This is a genomic window from Candidatus Leptofilum sp. (assembly GCF_965223525.1).
Lineage (GTDB): Bacteria > Chloroflexota > Anaerolineae > Promineifilales > Promineifilaceae > Leptofilum.
Genome location: NZ_CBDCWX010000005.1, coordinates 1768085 through 1792910 on the forward strand (window position 1 = coordinate 1768085; position 24826 = coordinate 1792910).

General features: G+C 51.1%; 25 protein-coding genes and 1 tRNA gene. 13 read left to right on the plus strand and 13 right to left on the minus strand.

Features of this window, described 5'->3' with window-relative positions:
- The first annotated feature begins 61 nt into the window (after positions 1 to 61).
- From ACOQPM_RS13245 to ACOQPM_RS13270, 6 genes are all read left to right on the plus strand, one after another.
- Entirely contained in the window at positions 62 to 475 is a 414-nt protein-coding gene (locus tag ACOQPM_RS13245; RefSeq protein WP_420629738.1) for a hypothetical protein, read from the plus strand.
- 87 nt (positions 476 to 562) lie between these two features.
- On the plus strand, positions 563 to 2830 hold the full coding sequence (locus tag ACOQPM_RS13250; RefSeq protein ID WP_420629739.1) for a hypothetical protein: 2268 nt from the start codon (positions 563 to 565) through the stop codon (positions 2828 to 2830).
- A gap of 55 nt (positions 2831 to 2885) precedes the next feature.
- Positions 2886 to 3668: a hypothetical protein gene (locus ACOQPM_RS13255; RefSeq protein ID WP_420629740.1), complete on the plus strand. Its 783-nt coding sequence runs from the start codon at positions 2886 to 2888 to the stop codon at positions 3666 to 3668.
- Between the two features lie 406 nt (positions 3669 to 4074).
- The gene (locus ACOQPM_RS13260; RefSeq protein ID WP_420629741.1) at positions 4075 to 4725 is read left to right on the plus strand and encodes a hypothetical protein; all 651 of its coding nucleotides are present in this window, start codon (positions 4075 to 4077) and stop codon (positions 4723 to 4725) included.
- Positions 4725 to 5303 carry a DinB family protein gene (locus ACOQPM_RS13265; RefSeq protein WP_420629742.1) on the plus strand — a complete coding sequence of 193 codons (579 nt, stop codon included), beginning with the start codon at positions 4725 to 4727 and terminating at the stop codon, positions 5301 to 5303. Before ACOQPM_RS13260 ends, ACOQPM_RS13265 begins: the two co-directional genes overlap by 1 nt.
- Positions 5291 to 5815 (plus strand): GNAT family N-acetyltransferase, encoded by a 525-nt coding sequence (locus ACOQPM_RS13270; protein WP_420629743.1) that lies wholly within the window; start codon positions 5291 to 5293, stop codon positions 5813 to 5815. The genes ACOQPM_RS13265 and ACOQPM_RS13270 overlap by 13 nt, the downstream gene beginning before the upstream one ends.
- Positions 5816 to 5824: 9 nt before the next feature.
- On the opposite strand, the gene ACOQPM_RS13275 is transcribed toward ACOQPM_RS13270, so the two are convergent.
- From ACOQPM_RS13275 to lepB, 13 genes are all read right to left on the minus strand, one after another.
- Positions 5825 to 6094 carry a EutN/CcmL family microcompartment protein gene (locus ACOQPM_RS13275; RefSeq protein WP_420629744.1) on the minus strand — a complete coding sequence of 90 codons (270 nt, stop codon included), beginning with the start codon at positions 6092 to 6094 and terminating at the stop codon, positions 5825 to 5827.
- Between the two features lie 121 nt (positions 6095 to 6215).
- Entirely contained in the window at positions 6216 to 6803 is a 588-nt protein-coding gene (locus tag ACOQPM_RS13280; protein WP_420629745.1) for a BMC domain-containing protein, read from the minus strand.
- A 78-nt stretch (positions 6804 to 6881) separates the two neighbouring features.
- On the minus strand, positions 6882 to 8009 hold the full coding sequence (locus tag ACOQPM_RS13285) for a response regulator (protein WP_420629746.1): 1128 nt from the start codon (positions 8007 to 8009) through the stop codon (positions 6882 to 6884).
- Positions 8010 to 8044: 35 nt separating this feature from the next.
- Complete coding sequence (locus ACOQPM_RS13290; RefSeq protein WP_420629747.1) at positions 8045 to 8581, minus strand: hypothetical protein; 537 nt, start codon at positions 8579 to 8581, stop codon at positions 8045 to 8047.
- A 50-nt stretch (positions 8582 to 8631) separates the two neighbouring features.
- On the minus strand, positions 8632 to 10092 hold the full coding sequence (locus ACOQPM_RS13295) for an aldehyde dehydrogenase family protein (RefSeq protein WP_420629748.1): 1461 nt from the start codon (positions 10090 to 10092) through the stop codon (positions 8632 to 8634).
- Positions 10093 to 10178: 86 nt separating this feature from the next.
- On the minus strand, positions 10179 to 11060 hold the full coding sequence (locus tag ACOQPM_RS13300) for a nucleotidyltransferase domain-containing protein (protein ID WP_420629749.1): 882 nt from the start codon (positions 11058 to 11060) through the stop codon (positions 10179 to 10181).
- Positions 11057 to 11344, minus strand: coding sequence for a EutN/CcmL family microcompartment protein (locus ACOQPM_RS13305; protein WP_420629750.1), 288 nt, complete (start codon positions 11342 to 11344; stop codon positions 11057 to 11059). The genes ACOQPM_RS13300 and ACOQPM_RS13305 overlap by 4 nt, the downstream gene beginning before the upstream one ends.
- Positions 11345 to 11440: 96 nt before the next feature.
- Positions 11441 to 11731, minus strand: coding sequence for a BMC domain-containing protein (locus ACOQPM_RS13310; RefSeq protein WP_420629751.1), 291 nt, complete (start codon positions 11729 to 11731; stop codon positions 11441 to 11443).
- Positions 11732 to 11794: 63 nt separating this feature from the next.
- A complete protein-coding gene (locus ACOQPM_RS13315) occupies positions 11795 to 12433 on the minus strand; it encodes a hypothetical protein (RefSeq protein WP_420629752.1) in 639 nt (212 codons plus the stop codon).
- A 1-nt stretch (position 12434) separates the two neighbouring features.
- Positions 12435 to 12701: a YgiT-type zinc finger protein gene (locus ACOQPM_RS13320; RefSeq protein ID WP_420629753.1), complete on the minus strand. Its 267-nt coding sequence runs from the start codon at positions 12699 to 12701 to the stop codon at positions 12435 to 12437.
- Positions 12702 to 12756: 55 nt separating this feature from the next.
- The gene (gene deoC / locus ACOQPM_RS13325) at positions 12757 to 13464 is read right to left on the minus strand and encodes a deoxyribose-phosphate aldolase (protein WP_420630535.1); all 708 of its coding nucleotides are present in this window, start codon (positions 13462 to 13464) and stop codon (positions 12757 to 12759) included.
- A 261-nt stretch (positions 13465 to 13725) separates the two neighbouring features.
- Positions 13726 to 14505 carry a ribose 5-phosphate isomerase B gene (gene rpiB / locus ACOQPM_RS13330; protein ID WP_420629754.1) on the minus strand — a complete coding sequence of 260 codons (780 nt, stop codon included), beginning with the start codon at positions 14503 to 14505 and terminating at the stop codon, positions 13726 to 13728.
- A gap of 2 nt (positions 14506 to 14507) precedes the next feature.
- Positions 14508 to 15140 carry a signal peptidase I gene (lepB, locus tag ACOQPM_RS13335; protein ID WP_420629755.1) on the minus strand — a complete coding sequence of 211 codons (633 nt, stop codon included), beginning with the start codon at positions 15138 to 15140 and terminating at the stop codon, positions 14508 to 14510.
- Between the two features lie 325 nt (positions 15141 to 15465).
- Between lepB and ACOQPM_RS13340 the strand changes: the two genes are divergently transcribed.
- From ACOQPM_RS13340 to ACOQPM_RS13370, 7 genes are all read left to right on the plus strand, one after another.
- Positions 15466 to 15538, plus strand: a tRNA-Lys gene (locus ACOQPM_RS13340).
- Between the two features lie 63 nt (positions 15539 to 15601).
- A complete protein-coding gene (locus ACOQPM_RS13345; protein WP_420629756.1) occupies positions 15602 to 17653 on the plus strand; it encodes a molybdopterin biosynthesis protein in 2052 nt (683 codons plus the stop codon).
- Positions 17654 to 17716: 63 nt separating this feature from the next.
- On the plus strand, positions 17717 to 18652 hold the full coding sequence (locus ACOQPM_RS13350) for a PHP domain-containing protein (RefSeq protein WP_420629757.1): 936 nt from the start codon (positions 17717 to 17719) through the stop codon (positions 18650 to 18652).
- A gap of 251 nt (positions 18653 to 18903) precedes the next feature.
- The gene (locus ACOQPM_RS13355; protein ID WP_420629758.1) at positions 18904 to 22587 is read left to right on the plus strand and encodes an Ig-like domain-containing protein; all 3684 of its coding nucleotides are present in this window, start codon (positions 18904 to 18906) and stop codon (positions 22585 to 22587) included.
- A 46-nt stretch (positions 22588 to 22633) separates the two neighbouring features.
- The gene (locus ACOQPM_RS13360; RefSeq protein WP_420629759.1) at positions 22634 to 23161 is read left to right on the plus strand and encodes a hypothetical protein; all 528 of its coding nucleotides are present in this window, start codon (positions 22634 to 22636) and stop codon (positions 23159 to 23161) included.
- A 137-nt stretch (positions 23162 to 23298) separates the two neighbouring features.
- The gene (locus ACOQPM_RS13365) at positions 23299 to 24156 is read left to right on the plus strand and encodes a cytochrome c oxidase assembly protein (protein WP_420629760.1); all 858 of its coding nucleotides are present in this window, start codon (positions 23299 to 23301) and stop codon (positions 24154 to 24156) included.
- Between the two features lie 122 nt (positions 24157 to 24278).
- Complete coding sequence (locus ACOQPM_RS13370; protein WP_420629761.1) at positions 24279 to 24782, plus strand: hypothetical protein; 504 nt, start codon at positions 24279 to 24281, stop codon at positions 24780 to 24782.
- Positions 24783 to 24826: the final 44 nt, after the last annotated feature.

Sequence of the window (24826 nt, forward strand, 5' to 3'; positions counted from 1 at the left end):
TTCGACAACGCTCAGCACAAGTCTGTGGCAAAAAATAATCGTTCAACAGGAGGAACGACCCATGTATTTTCAAGCAGAAGCAACAGAAGCCGCATCACAACTGCAAATTATCGGCGCAGTTGGCTTTGGTACCATCATTGGCTGGCTGGTTTATTACATCAACCGATACCGCAAAAGCGATGTGCAGTTTAGCGACCTGGCAACGGTAATTGGCATTTTGGGCGGTGGTGCAATTTTGGCCTTGTTTCCGGCTGGAACTGATCTGTTTGGCGGCTACGGTATTGGCCTGTTCATCGGGTTTTTTAGCTATTTTGCTTTTCTCATGCTGTGGGTGCGTATTTCCGGCAACTTCTCAGTGGATTGGTTTCTGGACGGCCGTTCCACCAAGCTAGGCGAGAATGAAATTGCCCGTGACGAATCTAATGGTGGCGTTGCTATGAGCTCAGGTTCTGGTGACGATAGTGGTCGCGGATAGATTCGGTACAGGTCAATCTTGAAATTTACATAAAGTTGGAAGCTGCAAATAGCCGCAGCTTCTGGTTGCCCCAAAAGCAGGTAAAAAATGGCAGATTCCCAAGAAATTCGTGTGGAAATTGTTACGCGGCTGCTGAACGATGCCGCTTTTTTTGATCGCTTTTTGCAAGATCCCGATGCAATTCTGGCGGAATTTCCCGACTTAGACAAGTATGACGGCCGTTACCTCAAAGACAAAATCAGTGATTCGGCTAGCCTAACGGCCGCTGCTGAACGGTTTGGTGTGGCTGTTCCGGAACGGCCGCCTGCTGCTCCCGAAAGTGCCACTGATGATACCGAACCCCGCCTGCAAATGGCATTGCACTTACGAAATGATGCCGCCTTTTTTGCGCTTTTCCGCAAAGACCCCGCAGCGGCACTCTCTGCCTACCCTGATTTGGAAGAAGACGATGCCCAATACATTCAAGGGCGTGTCACCGATGCCGCCAGCCTGGAAGCTGTAATTGACCGCTTCCAAACCACCGTGCAAAACGTGAATTTACCAAATTCTGGAGAAAAAGGGTTAGAAGATTTTCTAAGCGAATCAGAAGCACGTTATGTAAATACAGGCTTTGCCAGCCAGGATGTCCCAGAAGCAGAAATTAATAGCTTCAACACGCCGCTGCCTGCGGCACAGCCCCACTATTTTTGGCTGGAAATTGGCGAACTGCTAGAAAGCGGCCTGGCGCAGGAAGGCATCGCCTTGCCCTCCGACAAGCTGCCGCCCGAAGCGCGCCTAAAAATTGCTCTGTTTGCTTTTGAGGGAGAAATTGCCCTAACCGGCGCAGAAGTTGGCGAAGTTCAGCTAGCCCCTCAAGGAGCAGTGCGGGTAACGCGCCGCGCCGATGAACCAACCGGTGCTTCACCAGATATGTTGGACACGCGCCTCTTTTTTGCGGTGCAAACGATGGTTGATGAAGGATACGGCCGTCTCCGCTGCAACATCTACTACCAAAACACGCTCGTGCAATCCCACCTCATCGTGGCCCGCGTCTCTGCCACACCGACTGAGCAGCCTTACCGCATGATGTGGCATGCCTCCGACTATACGCTCTCTAAAAACCTGAACGGACACCAACTGCAAGCAATGGGTGAAAATAGCCTCAGCATCATGGTCAACGACAACGGCAGCGGCAGCCATGGCTTTCGCTTTGTGGGGCAAAACGAGTTCAAAAATGATGCCAGCCTGGGCGAAGATGCCGTGGCCAATCTACAAAATTGGGCGCGGGGGGCTTTGCGTAACGCTGCCTGGGGAGATGAAGAGCCATATAAAGAAGGCAAAAAATATTCATATGGCGGCAAGCTCAACAAGCAAAAGCTCAAAGACGACTTGCTAGAGATGGCTCAGAATGGCCATCGCGCCTTCGATGCGCTTTTTGATCCGCTAGTTGGCGATTCAGAAAAATCGTGGGAGGTAATGGATTGGATGGTGAAGCCAGGGCAGGTGCAGATTGCCACCAAAGAAAATGCCCAAATCGTCGTTCCCGCCGCCATGTTCTACGATTATCCTTACCTGGACGGCAACGTACCTAAAGATTATTCGCTCTGCCCGGAATTTGAGAAGGCACTGGATGGTAGCAAACCGCTGGAAAAGTGTATTTGCTTTCAGGGTAACTGCCCTACCTATGATGATTTACAGATCGTTTGCCCCAGCGGATTTTGGGGCTTTCGCCACTCGTTGGGCTTGCCGATGTCTGTTAAATCTGCGCCGGATGCGCCCTTGAAGATCGGCGGGAGCAGCCCACCTAAGATGGCAGTTTCTGTTTCGACCGATCCGAACTTTAAGCAACGGCCGTCCCACGAAAAACGTCTGCAAAAGATGGGTGTGGGCTGGGAATACGCCGACAGCCGCGATAAATCTCTAGACATGCTCAAGACGACCGAATCACAGGTGGTTTACTTTTATTGTCACGGCGGATTGACCGACAGAAGGTTCCCCTACCTTAGTTTAGGCAGCAAAGATGGGGATTGGTTCACGCGGGGAAATTTACGCGCGCGTCGCATTCGTTGGCAAAAAATACGGCCGCTCGTCTTCATCAACGGCTGCCACACCACCCAAATCACCCCGGAACGCGCCCTCGACTTTGTAACCGGCTTCGTGCAAACCAGTCGGGCAGCAGGCGTCATCGGCACCGAGATTACCATCTTTGAATCCATTGCTACCCAGTTTGCTGAAGAGTGTTTGCGACGCTTTATGTTTGAAGACGAAACGCTGGGTGAAGCCGTGCGCGGGGCGCGTTTGCACATGCTCAAAAATGGCAACCCGCTAGGGCTTGTCTACATTCTCTATGCCCTGCCCGCCCTCAAGTTATCTTGAGGATACGGAAATGAAACATCGTGCTAAATTTATGATTCTTAGATGAAAATTCATTATGTCTAAAATAGGATATGCTCTACTTTGTATATTACCTGCAGTCACCTGTTGGTTATGTAGTTTTCCTGTGATTAGTTTTGTCCCACCTGGCAATGAAGAATACGATGAATTTGCTATTTCTGATCCCCCTTCATTTGGGGTAACAACTTCTTCATCTAATTGGTATGATAAACTCCCCGCTTGCCCCTGTGAAATTGCTATTCCTCAAGAAGGCGAAACGCCTCCTCAATTAAATCTAGGTGAAGGTTGGAGTTTAACAGCAAATAAACTTGACGAAAAATTAATCAATTTCCATCCAGGAGCAACATGGGAAATTAGATGGACAAGTAGCAATGTGGAGATTGTACCAGGGCAACAATGTACATATGACATTAATGGGTTACTGATTACAGAAGGTATCGTGGCGGGAACTCCGGACAGATGGGGATTTTCCGATAAATCGAGTAACAGTGATTACATAGGTCATACGTTTTTTGATGTTCTTCCGTATCTTCCTGGTTTTATAGCTTATCAGTTTGGCAGAGAGGATGAGTTGAATTGGTATCTAGAAGGCTGGCCACCCAATAATGGAAACAATTGTGCCTCATGCAATACGCTTGAAGATGGTTCTTGTAATTCAGTTGAGAGTTCCCAATCATCAATTGGAAATTCAGCATCTAGAACGCCTTGGCTTGTATTAGGCTGGTTTGTATTAGTATCCATAGTAGTTCTTATACTTCTTCGTTCTATTCTCAAAGTAGTTTGGAGCATATTCAAATTGACAAAACAAACGCTTTTTTAATGATAAAAGAGTTCATAAGTTGATATTGATAAAGATAAGTTATGATGAAAACGCCAACAAGTGTAAAGATAAGATCACTTGTTTATCGCGATTATGAAAATTCAGCAAATTGTATGAATTGTGAAGATTGCAAAATCAAGCTCATGACATAACTTTATTCGCCCCAAAAACATGTGGTGAAGCAAAATTAATCTTTGGTCACGCTTCCAGATTTGCACTGTAAATTAAGGGTATTGGTTGCGGAGAAATAAATTGCCTCAATTTACAGGCAACGAATATCCATCTGGAAACATTGTGGGAATTACTCCACCGACAAGCAAAATTGTTTTGCGGAGGCATTCATCTTCTAAAAGTGGTAGATACGATCGTTACTTTAGCAAATAAGCATACAAATAAGGAGTAACATATGAACCGAAAAATTTCAGTTTTTGTACTGTTCATAATGACAATTTTCCTCTTGGCTGCCTGTGGTGGGCCTTCTCAGGAATATCAAACGAATGACGTGCTGCTTACTGAATCATTCAATGATGCCAATGCCTGGGAAACATTTGTTAGCGGCGACGTAGATTTGCAAGTGGACGACGGTGAATACCGCGTGCAGGCAGGTGGCGGTGGCTATATTTGGGGGCTAAACGACGAGGAACATAACGATGTAGTCATTGAGGCGACGTCAGAGCAGCTTTCCTCCTATGAAAACAATGCCTATGGCGTAATGTGCCGCGCCGATGTTAGCAATAACGGAGACGGATACTACTTCCTTATCAGCGGCGACGGCTATTACTCCATTTCTAAGGGGGAGGGGGATGATGTGAACCCGTTGGTTGAGTGGACACGCAGTTCTACCATCAATGATGGGCAGGCAGAGAATACTATTCTGGCCGTTTGTATTGGTAACTATTTAGCACTTTATGTCAATGGCGACTTTGTGGCAGAGGTGGAAGACAGCGACTACAGATCCGGGTATGCTGGATTTGCTGCTGCCGCCTTTGAGGATGGCAATGTAGATGTTACCTTCGACGATCTAACAATTTCATCCGCTTCACTTTCTGGTGAATAATGATTTCGTTGGGTCAGCCATTTAGCAAGCTGGAGATTGTGGAGGCGTGGGTGGTGGAGGTAACGGCCGTTCACAACCACTTCGCCGCCATTGAGCCACATACCTTTTTTGCATCCCCACCCGGCGTTTGGTCACCTGCAGAAAATTTGGTGCACCTTATCAAATCCTGCGCCCCGGTGGTGATGGTCTTGAACATTCCCAAAACCTTCTTGCGTATCCGCTTTGGCTGGGCTAAACACGATTCGCGCCCACTGGCACAGGTGCGCTACACTTATCTAAACGATGCTCTTGCTAACGGAGGACAGGCAGGCGGCCCATTTGTGCCAGAAGTTCGAGAAGATTTTTCAGCAGCACACCAGACCCGTATTTTGGCCAAATGGCAAGAAAAAGGAGACGCACTTCATGCTGCCCTGCAAAAATGGGATGAAAAGGCACTGGATAACTATTTGTTACCCCATCCCCTGCTGGGCAAGCTAACAGTGCGTGAAATCTTGTTTTTCACGCTTTACCACAATCTCCACCATGTTAACGATGTACAGCGGCTGCTTGACCAGCCAGAAATGGAGTGGTTTGCCTGATTGAAACGAAGCGATTGCAGCTGTGCCACTTTTGCCTGGATGATGCCCCGTTTGTGCTAAAGCTCGTCAACGAGCCCGGCTGGATTCGTTTTATTGGCGACAGGGGAATTCGCACTGTTGCTCAGGCGGAGGCGTATTTGCGGGATGGACCAATGGCCAGCTACGCGGCCAATGGGTTTGGCCTTTATCTGGTGCGGCGCACCGCAGATAATGTGCGCTTGGGGATGTGTGGCTTGGTAAAACGGCCGTCCCTCCCCAACGTAGACATCGGTTTTGCGTTTCTCGACCAGCACACAGGTCAAGGATACGCATTAGAAGCAGCAATGGCCGTTCTCAACCATGCCCACACCGACTTGAAACCAGTGGTCGCCATCACTGCGCCAGACAACGTTCGTTCAATTAAACTGCTGCGGAAATTGGGGTTACAGTTCAAGGAGTTTGTTTCAGTTGGTGAAGGCCAGCCGCAGGTGAAGCTTTTCTATCCCACAAACCATTCAGAAGTTGCCGATTAAGGCGTGGCACTACGCCAGTTGCACATCGTCCACAATGCCAACAATGGCATGATCTACGGGGACAAAGGTGATGGGCATGGCCTGGGCAGCTTCTCGGCTGCCAACAATGAAGACAAGATGATCTGGCCCGGCTTGAGCCGTGGCGTCGGCCGCGACCACAGGCTGCCCAACGGCTTCCTGCGTTTTGCTTAAGGGCTGCACCATCAGGAATTTGATACCCTCTAGCCCTTCATATTTTTCGGTGGCTACCACTGTGCCAATAACGCGTGCTAATTGCATGATTTTTCTTTGGGTGAGGGCGAGGCAATTGGATGAATGGTTATTTGCTACCCAAAGATGATGACCAATTGCCTCGCCCCTACCGGTTACTGATTACCGAATACTGACCACTGACTACTGCTCACGCTGCTTCCCAGCCGAAATGTTGGCCAAATCGGCCGTATCTATTCACATTTTCCCACATCTCGGCATGTAGCTGGGGGATGACCATTTGCTGAACCAGATGATTGTGGGCGACGTTGCTGCCGATGGCAACGGCCGTTTCCACATCTGCTACCAAGCCGTGAAAATAAACCAGCCCTTTCCCGCCCAAGCCATCGGCCAAGCGTAGCCGAAGCAACGAAACCTCTGCACCTTTTAAACCCGCATCTGCTACCTCAATAGCTGTTGCTACACTCGTCGTCTCCACAATGCCCAGCGCATCTTCCTGTGCTGCTTTCTGTTGCCCACTTAACGCCTCCACAACACCTGGATGCACATTAGGCAAAAAGAGACAGTCAGCCAGCGCGTCGCGCCCCACGTCCTTGCCAGCCGCAAACGCCTCTTCAACCGATGCCACATCCCCGACCACCAGCACCAGATAATGCCCTGGTTGCACCGTCCCCGACTGAATTTTTTGCACGGGCGCACGCTTCACCATCGCATCACCCGCCTCAATACCGGCGGCGATGCTGCTAAATTCGAGTAAAGCAATTGCGGGAAATGTCATAAAAAGTGTTTAGGCGATCAAGTTTTCAGGTTTTCAGGTAGTTATATGACACTTGAGAACTTAAACACTTGAACACAATCAAAGGCTTTTCGTTGAAACGCGCTGCCAAATTGCCTCAGACATACGGCGCACCACGTTGGGTAGACCCGATTTGGCCGAAGTGAGAGTGAGCGGAACGCCCTGAGCAATGGCCCGCGCCTGGTTGATATCGTAGCCAATCTGGAAGGCAACTTTGTTATTGAGACCACGCTCTACGGCCGTTTGGGGCAATTGGGCTTCTGGCGTGTGCTGGTTCAGGATGTGTGATTTGCGCTTTACCTGGATACCAGATTTGTTGAGCAGGCGGTTGAGCTGAACGGCCGTTTGCACCGAAACCACCTCAGGCGTGATGATATGTAGCCCCATATCTGCCATAGAAACTGCCTGAAGGAACGCAGGCGAAAAAACATGTGGGGCATCAATCACCGTAAAGGCCACATGATGCTTCAACAAATTCAAAATATATTGAACACGGTCGCCAGAAATAGCAGATGGGTCTTGTGGTTTGGCCGGTGCAGCCAACACCCGCAGGCCAGATGGATGAATGATGAGCCGATTTTTCAGAACGGCCCAATCCAGTTCATTTTCTGTAGGTAGATCGAGCCAGGAGGAACGGGCTTGCAGCCGCATGTGCATAACTGCCTGTCCGCCAGAGGGAGAGAGGTCTACTAGACAGACTTCCTGCTGGCTAGCGCGCCGCAAAGCGGCAGCCAAATTCACCGCCAGCGTCGTTTGCCCTACACCCCCCCGCAGCCCAAAGGCAGTAATAACAATACCAGTTTCTGGGCTGGACTGCCCCCCTTTTTTAGCCAATAAATCATCCACCCGTTCCATGAGCTCCTGCGAGGTGACTGGCTTACTCAGGTAATCATCTGCGCCACTTTTTAGGGCTGTGGTGCGATCTACTTCCTGGGAGCGGGCAGTGAGGATCAAAATGGGTAAATCTTCAACATTGGCATTATTCCGAATCTCCCGCGCCAAATCGTGCCCGCTCATGTTGGGCATCATCACATCTAGAACCAGCAAATCCGGCTTGTCGGCTTTGATCTGCTCCAGGCCATCCAGCGGATTGTTGATCAGGGTGATGTTGTGGCCGCCACGCTCCAACATGAGGCCGACCATGCGTAAAAGTTGTTCATCATCATCAATTACAAAGATTCGGGCCACCGCACCGTCTCCTTACTCAAATTACAATACAAATGTTATTTTTTGTTGTTGTCTAAACAGAAAATGCCAATGCGATCTTTATGCACCAAAATCAGATCGCCACTGTAAGAAATATTTGGATAAAGCGATGCCGATGCTTTAGCAGAAAATACAAGCTGAAAGCTCCCCATGGATTGTACCAAAATTTCTCGCGCCGAGAATTTACCTTCGTGCATCGCTTCGCCTACAATTTCAAAAGAAGGCACCGTGAGGAAAATTGGGATGATGCGACCACGGGTGAATATAGAACGGCCGTGTTGCGTCCCCACCGGAATTCCTTCACGCCTGTCTTGCAAGACAATAAAGTTGATATTGTCCTTGCGAAAAGCAGCTACTTGATAGTTGGCAACGATGTCGCCCGGCGTGTGAATGCGAGAAATGTACGCATCTTGCAGTTCCAGATATTTAGAGTTGGGGTTGCCCAGTTCAGCATGGATGCCACCCATGCCAACAGAAGCTCTGCCCGTCACGCGGTAAGCATCGGTAAATAAATCCAGGTTGATTAGATTGCGTTTGCCAAAGGCTGTAGACATTGCTTCACTTCTCTCTTTACAGTTACAAAAATAATGCCATCCATACTTTACTATACAATTCTGAAGGAATCTACTAACGTACAGCGGCGCAAGCGACTAAAACTGCGCGGCCCCGTTAATCCTTCCCCAGTGGGACTAGCAATGGTAAAGGAACAATACCCTTCGCCGCCATAGCCTAATCCGGCCAAACAGGGGCCATTTTTCACAAAAATACTGCAATTCATTTCACGGGCCATGCGGCTGAGGTTGTCTAAATTTTTGGAGTGCATAACGGCCGTATGCCTAAACCCATGCTCAGCCTCAACGGCCAAATCAATCGCTGCGTCTGCATTTGGCATTCGTACTATGGGCATGATTGGCATCATTTGCTCTGACCACACCGCCGGGTGGTCTTCCGGCACTTCCACCACAATTTGGCGTACTTCTGGCCCAGCAGAGATGCCAATTTCGGCCAGCAGTACGCTGGCGTTTTTGCCGATGAACGCCTTGTTCATGTCGGCATATTTGCGCGGGCCGCGATCTTTGACGGTAACAGCTTTCCATAGGCGGTTGAACTGCCAACTGTTCAGCTTGACGGCTCCGTGATGCGTCATCACCTGAATCAGCTCATCCACAATGCTATCTACAGCAATCGTCTCTTTTTCTGTGGTGCATACAATGTTGTTATCGAACGAGCCGCCAATGACGATGTCGCGGCCTGCTTGGGCAAGATTGGCCGTTTCGTCCACAACTACTGGCGGATTGCCCGGCCCGGCGCAGACGGCGCGTTTGCCGCTACGCATGGCGGCACGCACCACGGCCGCTCCGCCAGTGACGGTGAGCAAGCGCACATCTTTGTGCTGCATGAGCGCGGTGGCGCTTTCGATGGTGGGGTGGGCAACGGCCGTTAGCAAATTCGCTGGGCCACCCGCCTTCTGAATTGCCTCGTTCAAGATTTGCACCGTGTAGTTGGAGGCGTTTTGCGTGCTGGGGTGGGCGTTGAAGGTAACGGCGTTCCCCGCTGCCACCATCGCTATTGCATTGCAGATGACGGTGCTGGTGGGGTTGGTGCTGGGCGTTAACGCCCCAATGATGCCGTAAGGCGCCCACTCAGTGATGGTCAGGCCGCCGTCTCCACTCCAGGCGGTGGGTTCTAAATCTTCCACGCCCAATGTTTTGTCTGCATTCAGAATGTTTTTGAGCGTTTTGTCTGCCACGCGCCCCATGCCAGATTCGCTGTGAGCCATTTCTGCCAGCACCTGGGCATGTTCGCGCCCGGCCTGACGCATGTGGGCCACCATATGTTTGCGAATTTCTACAGGCAGCTTGTTTAGCTGGTGAAAGGCGGTTCCTGCTGCCGCGACGGCCTCATCCAATGTGGGGAATACGCCGCTCTCGCCACCAGCCGGGGCTTGGGGTGGGGTAGTTTGTTGGTGGCGTCGGGAAACGACCGTTTCCCTCGTCACCGGCATCGTCCCCCCTACTTCTCGGTTTACCCGCTCAATAATTGCCTTAATATCGCTTTCGTTCATGGCTTTTAATCCAAAGATCAAAGATTACGCAGATTTAACAAATTAAATATCTCTTGAATCTGTGCAATCTGTTGATAGAAATGTTGCTAATGACTAATTCGTTCCTGCCGTTTGGCATTCCACTCCGCCATGTTCCAAGCTCTGCCAGGCTCTTCGTGGCTGCGAATAAAGGCTTCGCCAACTGGGTCTTGGTAAGTGCCATCGGCAATTAGCTGCTGCTGGAAAGCTGTAAAGTAAGTGGTGAGCTTATCTACCCGCGCCATGTAGCCAGCGTAGTCCAGGGATGGGGCGTTGGCAAGCAGCAAAATATCTTCTGACAAACCGGATGGCAACCACGGTAACTGTAGTAAGCCGCTCATTTGCCGGTTGCGCCAGATGCGCCAGCGGCGATTGTAAGCAAACAATCCGTCTACTAAATAATCATATGCCGATTGAAGCCTGTCATGGGCAATGGCTGAGCCTAGATTGTTCCAGTTCTTTTGGGGCGATCCCCAGCCGAGGTGTTGATCTAATCCCGTAATTGCCTCATCTAACCGAATTTGACGCACGTTACTGGGGTAAACTGCGCGTTCTTGAATTTGCTGGGTTACCTCGCCATGTCGGTCATAGACAATCCAGCTATTAACCAGCGCAGATACCTGTTCTTCAGGCCAATGAAAGGCCGGGTCACGCCACTGCTGCCAATCAACGCGCATAAAATCAAGCTGTAGTCCCTGCTGGATGGCTTTGTCTTCGCTGAAGATACTGTGGAAACTGTTGTCTTTTTCTAGCCAATACGCTTCAGCAGGAACGATATAAAGATCATACGGGTCGAGGAAGAGGATGATGTCAATGTCGGAATCGGGGCGCATGCGTCCGGTGGCGATGCTGCCAACGCCAATGATGGCCTGCACGGCCGTTTCCGGCAGCAACACTTTTTCCATAAATGCAAGAAACTGGGCGCGTTTCTCCTGAGTAGCAGGTGTCACTTCCGGTACTTTTCTTCGCCAGCCACTTCCCAGCTATCTACAATGGCCATGATGACGGCGTCGCACGGCCGTTTGTCTGTGAACTTGGTTTGGCGGGCGGAACTGCCGGTGGCCACCATTACCACCTCGTCCAGCCCTGCGCCCACCGCATCGGCAGCAACGACATAGCCGGACTCTTCTTCATTTTCGGCCGTTAGCCGTCGCACCACCAGGAACTTAAGCCCATCCAGCGACGCCTCTTTTTGCGTAGACACCAGCGTGCCAACTACTTTGCCTAGGAACATTTTTCTGTAATCCGTGTTCGGTAAACGGTAATCGGCGAACGGTAATCGGATTCTTTTACTGATGACCGATTACGGATAACTGATTACCGATTACTGTCACTCAGAGGCGTCTTGGCGACCCAAAGGCAGCACAGAATCCACATTGGCGTGGGGTCGGGGGATGACATGGACGGAGACGATTTCGCCAACTTTTTCTGCGCCGCGTGTGCCGGCTTCAACGGCCGCTTTCACCGCCGCCACATCACCGCGCACAATGGCTGTTACGTGGCCACCGCCTGTCTTCTCGTAGGCAACTAGCTCCACTCGCGCGGCTTTCACCATTGCGTCGGACGCCTCAACCATGGCGGCAAAACTACGACATTCAATCATTCCAAGTGCTTCTGTCATAAGATTCTCCTGTTGTTAGTGGCTGGTGGTTGGTGGCTGATTACTAGCAACCAGCCACTAAAACTATTCACCTTTTTTGCTTTCCGAGGAACGGCCGCTTACGCTTTCGATAGCGTTTATGGCAGCCTGGTATCCGGCCATAATATCTTTTTCATCACCGCCCAAATAGATGCGGCCAAAGCTACCCACTGCGCGTACTTCCAGGATGTTGAGATCGGCCCGTTTTTCGGCCTCGTTGGCAGCCAGGGCAGCATAGGCCGCAGGCTGAACTTCCATAACATACAGCGTCTGCCCAGCCAAAATCATATGTCCGTGGCGCATCCGGTTAATGAGCTGCACCTGATGCGGATCAATATTGCGAATAATTTGGCTGGAAACGACGCGCGGTTTCAGGCGATCTTCTTCTTTCAAATCCAAGGCTTCTAAAATGGCTTCCCCGGCAGCGCGCACGTCGGCCTGGCTGCTGGAATGCACTTCCAGCAAGCCATAGAGCCGCTCGACAATTTGCATGCCGGGCTTTACGCCCACCGATTTCAATGCGACATCGGTAATGCGATTGATTTCAATGCCTGGCGAGATTTCAATCCAGAGAGAAGCATCGCCAGGAAGGGGGAGGAAACCACGGGCGACAGTGCCTAAAAAGGCAGAATGTTGCGGCTGAAGATTATCTAAAAAAACGTAGCTACGCAGTTCAACGGACACGTTAACGACTCCTTTCCGGCTGCCATTGGTGGGTGGGTTCAGGTCGTGGCTGCCAATCGTCAATTTCTAAATCAGGTTCTTTACCTGTCAGTTTGTCAATGAGGTAATGTAACCGGAGCGTGAATATCTCATCATAGTCGGTAATGCCACAAACGTCACACTGGTAGGCGGGAACATGGGGGATAACCATGAGGTGCTCGTTGAGCGGGCTGTAGTAGGCGATTTTTGTGGGTTGGAACTTTCCTATTCGACAATGATGACAATCCATAAATAATTTCCTTAACCGATTGCACAAATTCTCTAAATCTCTGTGCTCTCTATGGCTAATAATTTGCGGTAGAAACGGCCGTTTCCGAAACCTCACCATCTGCTTCTTTGACAATGCGTACCCCGGCGCTGGCACCCAAACGCGTTGCGCCTGCTGCAATCATCGTTTTGGCATCTACCAGGTTACGCACGCCACCAGCGGCTTTTACGCCAATATCTGGGCCAACCACCTTTCGCATCAGAGCCACATCTTCGGCCGTAGCCCCGCCAGGGCCAAACCCGGTGGATGTCTTTACAAAATCAGCTCCGGCCAGCTTAGAGAGATGCGAGGCAATCACTTTTTCTTCATCCGTCAGCAGTGCGGCTTCGATAATCACTTTGACCACTGCATTGTTTGCGTGGGCAGCACGCACCACTGTGCCAATATCTTCTTTTACCCTCACGTAATCTTGCGATTTCAGCGCACCCACGTTAATCACCATGTCAATCTCTGTGGCACCATCCCGAATGGCTTGCTGCGTTTCATACGCTTTTACCGTGCCTGCTGTGGCTCCCAGCGGGAAACCAACAACGGTGCACACTTTCACCGGCGACCCTTTGAGTAACTGGGCGGCCAATTTTACCTGCGCCGGATTAACGCAAACGGAGGCAAATTCGTAGGTGCGGGCTTCATAACAAAGCTGGGCAATCTGGTCTTGTGAAGCGTCTGGTTTGAGTAGGGTATGGTCAATGTAGCGGGCGATGCTGCTGTCTTGCGGCCGTATGCCCAGCGTAGCCGTGACCCGACTTGCACCTGCCTGAACCACCGACTGCACTTTGTCGGCACAGTTTTGCACGCAAGAGCCATCCGTGCAATTGCAGCCGGAACTCGCGCTGCCGGCTTGGGGCTGGTTTAGCCGCAACAGCACCTCGCGGGTAATCTCTTCTATGATTTGTTCGATGGCTGCTTGGTTTTGCATTTTTAGTTTGTTAGTAGCTTGTGGCTGGTTGCTAGTGGCTTGTTACTAACCACCCGCAACTAACAACTAACCACTAGTTCGCTTGCTAAATCGCTTTTCAATCGCCCAAATTTTATCTACGCGGCGGGCGTGGCGGTCACCACCAAAATCGGTGGCCAGCCATGTTTTTACAATTTGCTGGGCCAGATTGGGGCCAATGAGCCCAGCACCAAGGGTAAGAACGTTGGCGTTATTGTGTTCTCGACTGTTAACGGCCGTTGCCTGATCATAACACATGGCCGCTAGCACACCGGGGACTTTATTGGCCGTCATGCAGCTACCTATGCCTGCACCATCAATGATGATGCCGCGCCAGGCGCGTCCGCTGCCTACCAGTTGGGCCACCGCGTAGGCGAAGTCTGGATAGTCTACCGAATCCGTGCTGTGTGTGCCACAATCCACTATCTCGTAATCCGGGTGTGTGGTAGCTAGCATCTTTTTGAGCGTTTCTTTGAGAGTGTAACCACCATGATCAGCGCCAATGGCGATGGCTGGCTTGTTGGTTTTTTGTGCTGGCTGGCTGGCGCTGCCTTCTTCCAGGCGGATGTGCCGCTCCAGGGCAGCTTGCCGAGCCAGTGGGGTAATGAGGGCGTTGGGCGGAATGGCGTAGGTTGAGTTGGGGGGGAGCTGCTGGATGAGATTGGCATCAATAAGCGGCCGTTTGTTAGTAGCTGCGGGGGTGGATACTGCTTGCTCTGAGCTGCTCAACGGGGTTGAGCTTATCGAAGGTGCCGTTTGCCCATCACCCAACACCCGGTTAACCACTTTGCGTACCAACGCCTCAATCTCTTTTTCGCTGTAGCTCATACTCAATTTACAGGATGATCAACATGGGGAACCAGTTCCCAGTCGGCAACAGGCCAGTAAACCACCATCGCCTTGCCAATAATATTTTCTTCCGGCAAAAAGCCCCAGGAATGAGAATCGCTAGAGCTGTTGCGATTATCGCCCAACACAAAAAATTCGTCATCAGGTACGAGCCAGTCCCCCGTGTAGGTTGGCGCTGCTTGAATGTATGGCTCGTTGAGCTCTATCCCGTTCACCAGAACAACGCGGCGACTGACTTCTTGATCATTTACTACTTCTACAAGTTGGCGAACCTCGACATGATCGCCAGGGACGCCAATGACGCGCTTGATCAGGTTGAGATCGCTGTTCGGATGCTCAAAAACCACAATATCCCCATGATTTGGTTCGTTTAAATAGTAGCTAAAATTATTGATGAGCAAATATTGGCCATTGTCCAAGGTAGGGTTCATGCTGCTGCCATCAATACGATAGCGACCCACAAAGCTGTTGACCAGCCAGAAAATGAAAAAGGTCAGGAGTAGGGTTTCTATAATTTCACGCACGACCAGTTCTGTTGGCTGTTTTCGTTCGTCAGCGACGGCCGTTGTGTCGTGGAATGGGGGTTGTGTGGCATTGGACTCAGTTAGAGCCATGAATTTATTCTCCTGAAGATGGTTGAAATTATAAACGACCCCAAATAGTGGGGCAAACCACCTTTCGGGAATATAGCTTGGGTATCCTAGTCAAGAATTGTTTATTCGTAAAGTGTTTGTCCAATTTATTACACAAACAATAACGGAAATTTGACCAGGATTTTGCTGAAAAATTGCCGGAATTGGTTTGCACGCCGTTTGGGGGGCGGCTATACTTAGGGCTTGACCGTTAGTAACTTTTGATTTTGGTAAACGGTCAAGCCTCGGGGTTCGTTTTCTTAATCAGAAGTTATTTGTGAGCGAATCCTTACGGTCTGTCTGTTGCGGCTCCGTAGCTCAGCTGGCAGAGCAGGTGACTTTTAATCACTTGGTCGCAGGTTCGAATCCTGCCGGAGTCATTCAGATTGGCCCTCACAGCAACAGTTGTGGGGGCTTTTTTCTTTGGTAAGATAAGGCTAATTATGGCAAAAGAAACGCACAAAAGAGATGTTTATTTGGAAGATATTCCGCTGGACGAAGCGCGGGCAGCTTTTCAGGCAGCATTGGCGGCGGCGGGCTGGTGGCAGCCATTAGAAGCAGAAGAAATTCCTGTAGCCCAGGCAAACGGCCGTATCACCGCCACCGCTATCTGGGCAAAACTCTCCTCACCTCATTACCACGCCAGTGCGATGGATGGGTACGCATTGCGAGCCAGTGACAGCGAAGGTGCCACCGAAACCCAGCCGCTCCACTTTACATTGGTGGAAGATTGGGACAGTATCCCCAGCGAGCCACGCCCAATCCGCCTTGTGAACACGGGCCACCCACTACCGCCATGGGCCAACGCCGTGGTGATGATTGAACATACTCAGCAGGTGGAACTGGCAAACGGCCGTCTCGGAATCGAAATTCGCGCTAGTTTGCCTCCCTGGAACCATGTGCGCCCAATGGGGGAAGATATGGTGGCTACCGAACTGGTACTGCCCGCCAACCACAAGCTGCGCCCGGTGGATTTGGGCGCGTTGGCCGGGTCTGGTCACGCCACGGTTTCTGTTTACCGACAGCCCCGCGTGGCCGTCATTCCCACTGGTTCCGAGCTGGTTTCCGCAGAAAACGTGGCCGAGAGCGGCATTCAGCCAGGGCAGATTATTGAGTACAACAGCATGGTGCTAGCAGCACAGGTGGCCGAGTGGGGCGGACTGCCCACCCGCTGGCCCATTGTGCCAGATGAATTTGAAGCGATTCAAACGGCCGTGCGCCTGGCTGCACAACATCACGATCTCATCCTGCTCAACGCTGGCTCCTCCGCCGGTAGCGAGGATTACACGGCACACGTTGTGCAGTCGCTGGGGCAGCTTTTAGTGCATGGCGTTGCCGTGCGGCCAGGGCATCCGGTTATTTTGGGTATGTTGGAGATTGGAGACTGGAGACTGGAGACTAATGAGCAATCTCCAATCTCCAATCTCCAATCTCTAGTCCCAATAATTGGCGTCCCCGGTTACCCTGTTAGTGCCGCCCTGACCGGCGAAATCTTCGTGGAACCACTTTTGGCACGATGGCAAGGGCAACGGCCGTACCAACCGCTGACTATCCAAGCTACGCTTACCCGCAAGGTGAACTCACACACGGGAGATGATGATTTTGTGCGGGTGGCGGCGGGGGAAGTGAACGGCCGTTACGTCACCACACCGATTAGCCGAGGAGCCGGGGTTATTACTTCGCTGGTGCGGGCTGATGGCATTGTGCGAATTCCCCGCTTTAGCGAAGGAGCCGAGGCGGGCAGCGATGTAACCGTGCATTTGTACCGGGATGCCCGCGACCTGGCGCGAACCATTCTGGCCATCGGCAGCCACGATCTCACACTCGATCTCATTGCCCAATTTTTGGCAGAGCGTAGCGGCACGCGGCTGGCCTCCGCTAACGTGGGCAGTTTGGGTGGATTGGTGGCTCTGCGCCGTGGCGAATGCCATCTGGCAGGTAGCCATCTGCTAGACCCTGAAACAGGCACCTATAACCAAAGCTACGTCCATCGCTATCTGCCCAACGAAGACGTGGTGCTGCTGACGCTGGTGGGGCGGGAGCAAGGCTGGCTGGTTCCACCAGGCAATCCCAAAAATATTCAGGGTTGGGAAGCAGCCGCACGAGAGGATGTGCAGTTGGTAAACAGGCAGCGTGGCGCGGGCACGCGGGTGCTGCTGGATTATCAACTAGGTAAATTGGGCATCCAGCCAGAACAGGTGCGTGGCTACGGCCGTGAGGAGTACACGCATTTGGCGGTGGCGGCGGCGGTTGCCTCTGGCACGGCCGATTTTGGCTTGGGCATTCGGGCAGCAGCGCGGGCGCTCAAGCTGGATTTTGTGCCACTGGCGCACGAGCAGTACGATCTGGTGATGACCCACCAAACGTACGAGAGTGACCGGATACGGCCGTTGCTAGACTTGCTGCAAAATGATGAATTTAGAACGGCCGTTGCCGCCCTGCCAGGTTACGATGTTTCGGTGATGGGGCAGGTGGTGGAAATAATCGGCCGTTAGCCCACCTGACAGGTTCCCATGTTGAAATAATCGCTGCAAATTTATAAACCACAGGAGTTGCAAATGTCACTTTCCTTTATTGCAGATTTACATAATCACACAACCGCCTCCGACGGCGAATACAGCCCCACCGAACTGGTGCAGGCGGGCAAAGCGTTGGGCCTGCAAGCGATTGGCGTAACCGACCATGATACGCTCAACGGGCTTGATGAAGCGTTAGCTACTGGCAAAGAGCTAGGCATTCGGGTGGTGCCTGGGGTAGAGGTATCGTTGCGGTTTAGACGGCCGTATTTCACCGGCACTCTCCACTACTTGCTCTACATCCCCTACGACCTTTTGCAAGATGATGAATTTCGCCAAATGGCCACCGAGATTTTCCGCCAGGGACGGGGAGCTGGATTAGTCCGTGCCCGCGTGCAGGCCATCAATGCCGAATTTGGCCCCAACGGCAACCAGCCGCTGCTCAAGCAAGCCCTTACCGCCGAAGAAATTGAGGCACTCGCTGTCAATGTATCTCGCCGTCACTTTGCCGTGGCCCTCAAAGAAAATCACGGGCTAGACAAAGAACAGGTGAATATGCTTATTGGCAACGACAGCGTAGCCTACGTGCCATCCGGCATTGACCCCAAACAGCTAACGCCTTTGCTAAAGAAATATCCGCAACTGGTACGCATTTTTGCCCACCCGGCGGCCGGTTCTTTCCCAGGCAAAAGCCTCTACAATGAAGTTCTCCCTGACATCGAAGTTGTCGAAATTTTGATGCCTGAATTTCTGGATGACGATCTGTTGGGTCTGGACGGACTGGAAGTAGAGTATCCGGGTCACGCGCCGGAGCATCGCAAACTGATGGCTGCGTGGGCCGAAAAGTATGGCCTTATTACCAGCGGCGGCTCCGACTGCCATGACCGGGTGGATCGGCCGTTGGGCGTGGCGGGCGTTTCGCGGGCAGAGCTGAACACATTGTTAGCCCGGCTGCTGCAACCCGAAGCCACGCGCTAAACAAAGAACGGTCATACAGGCGATATAAGCCCATCCAGCAACCTGGATGGGCTTTTTTACGCAATTTTTATGCTTTTGGGACCAAATTGCTATGACTACTATGTGATATACGATCCCGGCAGTGCCTCCTACAATTAGTTGAACTTACGTTGAACTAGGTGGAACGGGTCAATAGTGACGCAACCTTCATAAAATTAATCTGCGTCAAAACGGCCGTTTCCACCCATCAAGCAAAATTTAGGAAGGCATTTATGTTGCAATTGCAGCGTCTATTTCATCTAATAAGTCAACAAACGGCACTCTTTACTCAGCGCTACTTTTCCCATAACCAAACCATTGGCAATCAATCGTCCAAAATTCGCAAAATGGTTATTTTGGCTGTTGTGCTCACTTTGTTTATGCCAATGACTGTTTTCGCGGCGGCCCCTGTATTTACAGCCAATGGGCCGTTCACCATTACAGAAAACAGCTCAACAGGAACCTTTGTAGGGCAAGTGGTAGCCACCGATGCGACCACCTACGCCATTACAGCCGGTAATGGGACGGGCGGCGGTGCGTTTACCATAGATAACAGCGGTATCATCAATGTTGCCGACGGAACGCAACTTGATTTCGAAGTGACCCCCCAATTTTCATTAACCGTTGCAGCAACCAATACAGATGGCACAACTTCTACAACAGTCATAGTTAATATACAAAATGTCAATGATTCACCACAAATGGATCAGGCTTCTTACGAATTTGCAACTGATGAAAATTTGCCCAATGGTAGCTTGGTAGGAACTGTCTCCGCCACAGATAGCGATCCGGGCGACAATATCGTTTACATGATTTTACCTGGCCCCGTTACTGCTTTTGCGATTGATAGTGATGATGGTGAAATAAGAATCGTGGACGCAAACCAAATTGATTTTGAGTCGGGTACGACCATGTATACCATTTATGTGTTAGCCAGTGATGGTGGTTTGTTTGACATGGCACCTGTTGAAATTACGATTAACGATGCGAATGATGCACCTGTTGCGGTAGATGACGGCACGTATAATGCGACAGAAGATACATTGCTGAATGTCAGCATAACGGCTAATGGTGTGTTGGCCAATGATACTGACCAGGATCAGAACCCGGTTGATGTGTTAACGGCCGTACTGGATACGCAAGCAGCTAACGGAACAGTGAACCTAAATGCTGATGGTACGTTTACCTATATGCCGGATTCTCAGTTTGACGGTACAGATACGTTCACCTACCATGCGAATGACGGCTCTGACGACTCCAATATTGCTACAGTGACCATCAGCGTTTCTGGTACCAATGACGACCCCACTGCCAACGACGACACATACGCAACCGACGAAGATACAGTGTATACCGTGTCTCTTCCTGCGGATGGCTTGCTTGACAACGATACAGACCCAGAAAATGATTCTCTGTCCGTTACAGCTTCTGACGCCACAAGTTCAATGGGAGCGGCCGTTTCGGTCAATTCTGATGGCACTTTCAGTTATGATCCAACTGGTTCAGCCACCATTCAAGCCCTTGATGCAGGCGATAACACGGCAGACACTTTTGATTACACAATATCCGATGGTGACACAGGAACAGATACCGGAACTGTCACAATTAACCTAACTGGTGTGAATGACGCTCCTGTTTCAACAAATGATGGCGCTTATAATGCTACCGAAGATGTGCAACTGAATGTTAATAGAGCCGCTGGCGTGTTGGTCAACGATACTGATGTAGATGCGGATGATATAGGAAACCTGACGGCCGTAGTGAACACAACAACCAGCAATGGAACCTTGACCCTTAACGCCGATGGCAGTTTCACCTACATGCCCAATACCAATTATAATGGCTCAGACTCCTTCACCTATTTTGCCAACGATGGAACAGTTAATTCCGGCAGTGCTACGGTAACAATCAACATCGCCAGTCAGAATGATGATCCCAACGCGATAGACGATGGCTACACCGTTGATGAAAATTCCAGCAACAACACGCTGACGGTGTTGAGCAACGACACCAACCCCGACGACGGCGAGACATTAACGATTACTGCCGTTGGCGCAACCAGCAACGGCGGGACGGCCGTCAACAACTCACCCACCATTACATATACACCAGCGCCGGGCTATGTAGGCCAGGAAACGTTCACTTACACCATTTCAGATGGCAACGGCCGTACCGACACAGCCACCGTCACCATCACCGTAAATGACGTAAATGAGGCGCCCATTATCACAGAAGGCACATCCACCAGCGTAATAATGGATGAGGACGCCAGCCCAACCGCCTTTAGCCTGACGCTCAATGCAACGGATGGCGATGGTGACACCATTACCTGGAGCATTCAGAGCCAGGGAACCATTGGCACGGCCAGCGCCAGCGGCACAGGGGCATCCAAAGCAATTGGATACACGCCCAATGCCAATATGAATGGTTCCGACTCCTTTGTGGTGCGCGTTAGCGACGGGCGTGGCGGCATGGATGACATCACCGTTAATGTGACCATCAACGAACAAAATGATGACCCGGACGCGGTTGACGACAGCCCCAGCGTGAATGAGCAAAGCAGCGACAACTCACTGTACCCATTGGTGAACGATTCAATCTACCCAGACACGGGCGAGACGTTAACCATTACGGCCGTTGGCCCCACAGACAACGGCGGCACGGTGGTTAATAACGGCACTAGCCTCACCTACACGCCAGACGTCGCCTTTATTGGCACAGAAACCTTTACCTACACCATCGGCGACGGCCGGGGCGGCACAGACACCGCCACCATCAGCGTAAACGTAGATGATGTGAACTTCTCGCCAGTAATTACCGAAGGCACCACGATCAGCGTCACGATGGATGAGGATGGTAGCCCCACACCATTTAACCTAACGCTCAACGCCACCGACCCAGACGCAGACACGATTACCTGGAGCATTCAGAGCGGCGCTAGCAACGGTACGGCATCTGTAAGCGGTACAGGCACATCCAAAACAGTTAACTACACGCCCACAACCAATTACAACGGCAGCGACAGCTTCATGGTGCGAATAACAGACGGGCAAGGGGGCGTAGATGCAATTACCGTTAATGTCACTATTGACCCAATCAATGATGACCCGACGGCCGTGGATGATACCCAAGCAACACCCCCGGATACGGCCGTTACCATCAACGTGCTAGATAACGATACCGATCCTGAAGATGATGGTTTGACAATTACGGCCGTTACCCAGGGTAGCAAAGGCAGCGTTAGCCACAACGGCAGCACCGTCACCTACACCCCCAATCCTGGTGAAATTGGCACCGATACCTTCACCTACACCATCAGCGACGGCACGACCGGTAACGATACCGGCACAGTCACCGTGCAGCTTGGTTTGTACAAGGTGTTTATGCCCGCCATCGTCAATAACTTTGTTAGCGCCCCGGATTTGGTCGTCACCAACATCAACGCCAGCAGCGATTTGATTGAGGTAACCATCGAAAATCAGGGAACGCAAGCCACCAGCAGCGGCTTCTGGGTTGATTTTTACATTGCGCCAGACCCTATGCCAACGCAAGCCAATGAACAATGGTCAGACGTGGCGGCCGAAGGCATTGTGTGGGGTGTAGATGTGGCCATTCCCGCTGGCGGCTCACTAACGTTGAGCTATAGCACGGCCCCTGGCGCACTCAATCTGTACTACTCAGAGGCAGACAGCAGCTACAGCGGCAATCTGCCAGACGGCACCTCGGTCTATGCCCAAGTAGACTCTGCCCACCTGGGCACTACCTACGGCGGGGTGCTGGAAACGCACGAAATTTTGGGCGAAATTTATAACAACGTAAGCGCAGAATTTATCGTTGGCACAGCTTTGCCACCAACGGGGGACGACGAGGCGGCAGCTCAATTTATTGGGCAGCCATTGGCCTTGCCCCTGCGCTAAATCAATTTTGTAACAAATTCATCAATTTGATGAGGGAGAATTGAACATGAAACAAGGACAGTATGGATTCAGCCGTATCGGCATTTATTATCTCATGGCCCTGCTTGGCCTGGCAGCAGTGGGTTTGCTGCTGGTGGCGGCTGGTTCAGCTACCGCCAATGGGTACGATCTGCCCCCGCGCGACGATATGCCCAACACCCCTGGCACCGACGGGACAATTGTGGCGACGGGGGAAGGAGCGCGCATTCATTTGCAGGCACACTTTAGCCAAAATTGGCCCTGGGAGAGCCTGCATTGGCAAGAAGATTTGTGGCTGAAGGTGCAGTGGCTGGATGAAGATGGTGTCTGGCAAGATGTAGCGGGTTGGCAAGGCTCGCTGGAGGCCATTCAGCAAAAAGAAGATTGGGTGGGCGTGAAGGAGTTTTGGTTTGCCGATGCCCAGCTTGGCACCGGGCCATACCGTTGGCAGATGTTTGCGGTTGATGACGGCCGTTTGCTTAAAACTAGCGATCCATTTTACTTACCTACCAAAAGCGGCGATCTCATGCCGCTGGATTTGATGCTGGAGCCATAAGATCATACTTAAAACGTGATTTACCATGGTTTTCACTTAGCTACAGAATTCGTTCTGTAGCTATTTTGTTGCCTGCCCAACTGTTGAGTTGTGTTAAAATCACCCCTAGATTCAACATTAAGCAAAAGGGGCAACAAATGACGATATTGGATGCAGAGATTGGCGTGGTGTTGGGTACGGCCGTACTGCTCTATGGGCGTGGCTGGCAACATCAGTCGCCGCATCCCGGCCGCATTCTCACCTTTGTCATTGCCATTTTACTGCTTGTCGGTGCTTTGCTTTCACCACTGCACGGCCTGGCCGCTGGCACCTTTTCTTTCCATGTTTTGCAACGATTGCTGTTAATATCCCTTATCCCTCTCTGCTTTCTTAGCGGGAACCCATTGCCGATTTTGCATGCTGGCTTGCCCCGGCGGGTTCAGGTTGAATTGCAGCGGCTTCCTCAAAAGGCTCCCAAATTTCATTCTGCGCTGATCGCTGTTCTGCATCCCGTGCCAGTCTGGTTTTTATTTGCCGCCACGTTTTGGCTGTGGCACGATGTGCAGCTAAATCGTTTGGTGCTGCAAAATAGCTGGCTGCATCGTTTGGAGAATGTGACGCTTTTGGGAACGGCAGTTCTCTACTGGTGGCACATTTTGGCGGCGTCCCCACGGCTGCATTTGCCAATGCCACCGCTGTGGCGGGTGGGGTATGCTGCGTTGGGTGCATCCCCTGTTAAGCTGGTGGGGCTCGTGTTGCTGTTTTCGGAAACGGCCGTTTACCAATACCCCGCTGAAATTCATTTGAACACCACCACGTTAGACATTACCGACCAAAGTTTGGGGGCTGCGCTTATCTGGATTATGGGAGGCATTGTGTTTACGTGGACGGCCGTCCTGCTCATGCGCGACTGGTTAAAAAATGAAGATGAAAAGCCTAAACTACCCGAATCTGCCTGGTCAACCAAAGAGATGATGCTTGCCCCTGGATTTGGGAATACACCCACCTCAAAATAGCTTGTCAAAAACCGTCAAATCGTCTAATGTATCAACTGCTGGCAAAGAATTGAAACAGTTTGGTGGAATGCAAAACTGCTTCTCACTTTTACCTGTGCAAACCAAAGAAATGAGGATCAAACATGTCTAAGTATGAAGAGTTGATGCGAAGTTACAGCTTTGCAAGAAAATCATTTCGGGATTACGAAGAAACGTGTCGCAATTTTGCCCGCGATCTGGTTTTTGGCATGGTGGAATATTTTGAATGGCCGCAAGAGCGCGAAATAACCTACATTCCGCTTGGTGAAGAGCTAGACCCTAACAACAAATTTTATGCGCTGGCAGGAGCGATGCGTATGGACGCTGAATCCTTTTGGCATTTCGGTGTAGAGCTAAACCTGATGGAAGCCTCAGGCGCGTATCCACTCTCTTTAGTCCTCAGCTTTTTTATTAAAAAAGTAGGTTCAAACTTCATTGTTAAACTGGGGCCAAACGGCCGTGAAATTAAAATCCCGGAAGATAAGCGGGGCGAACTGCAACCATTCTACGACGCTGTGTTTCGGCAAATTAAAGAGTTTCTGGCTAAACGGTATGTGCAGGCGTTGGCAGGTCAGGAAAAGGAATATGGCTTTATAACTTTACTGTAAATATTGGTAAGGTAAATGGCAACGGCCGTTCACCAACTCTAAAA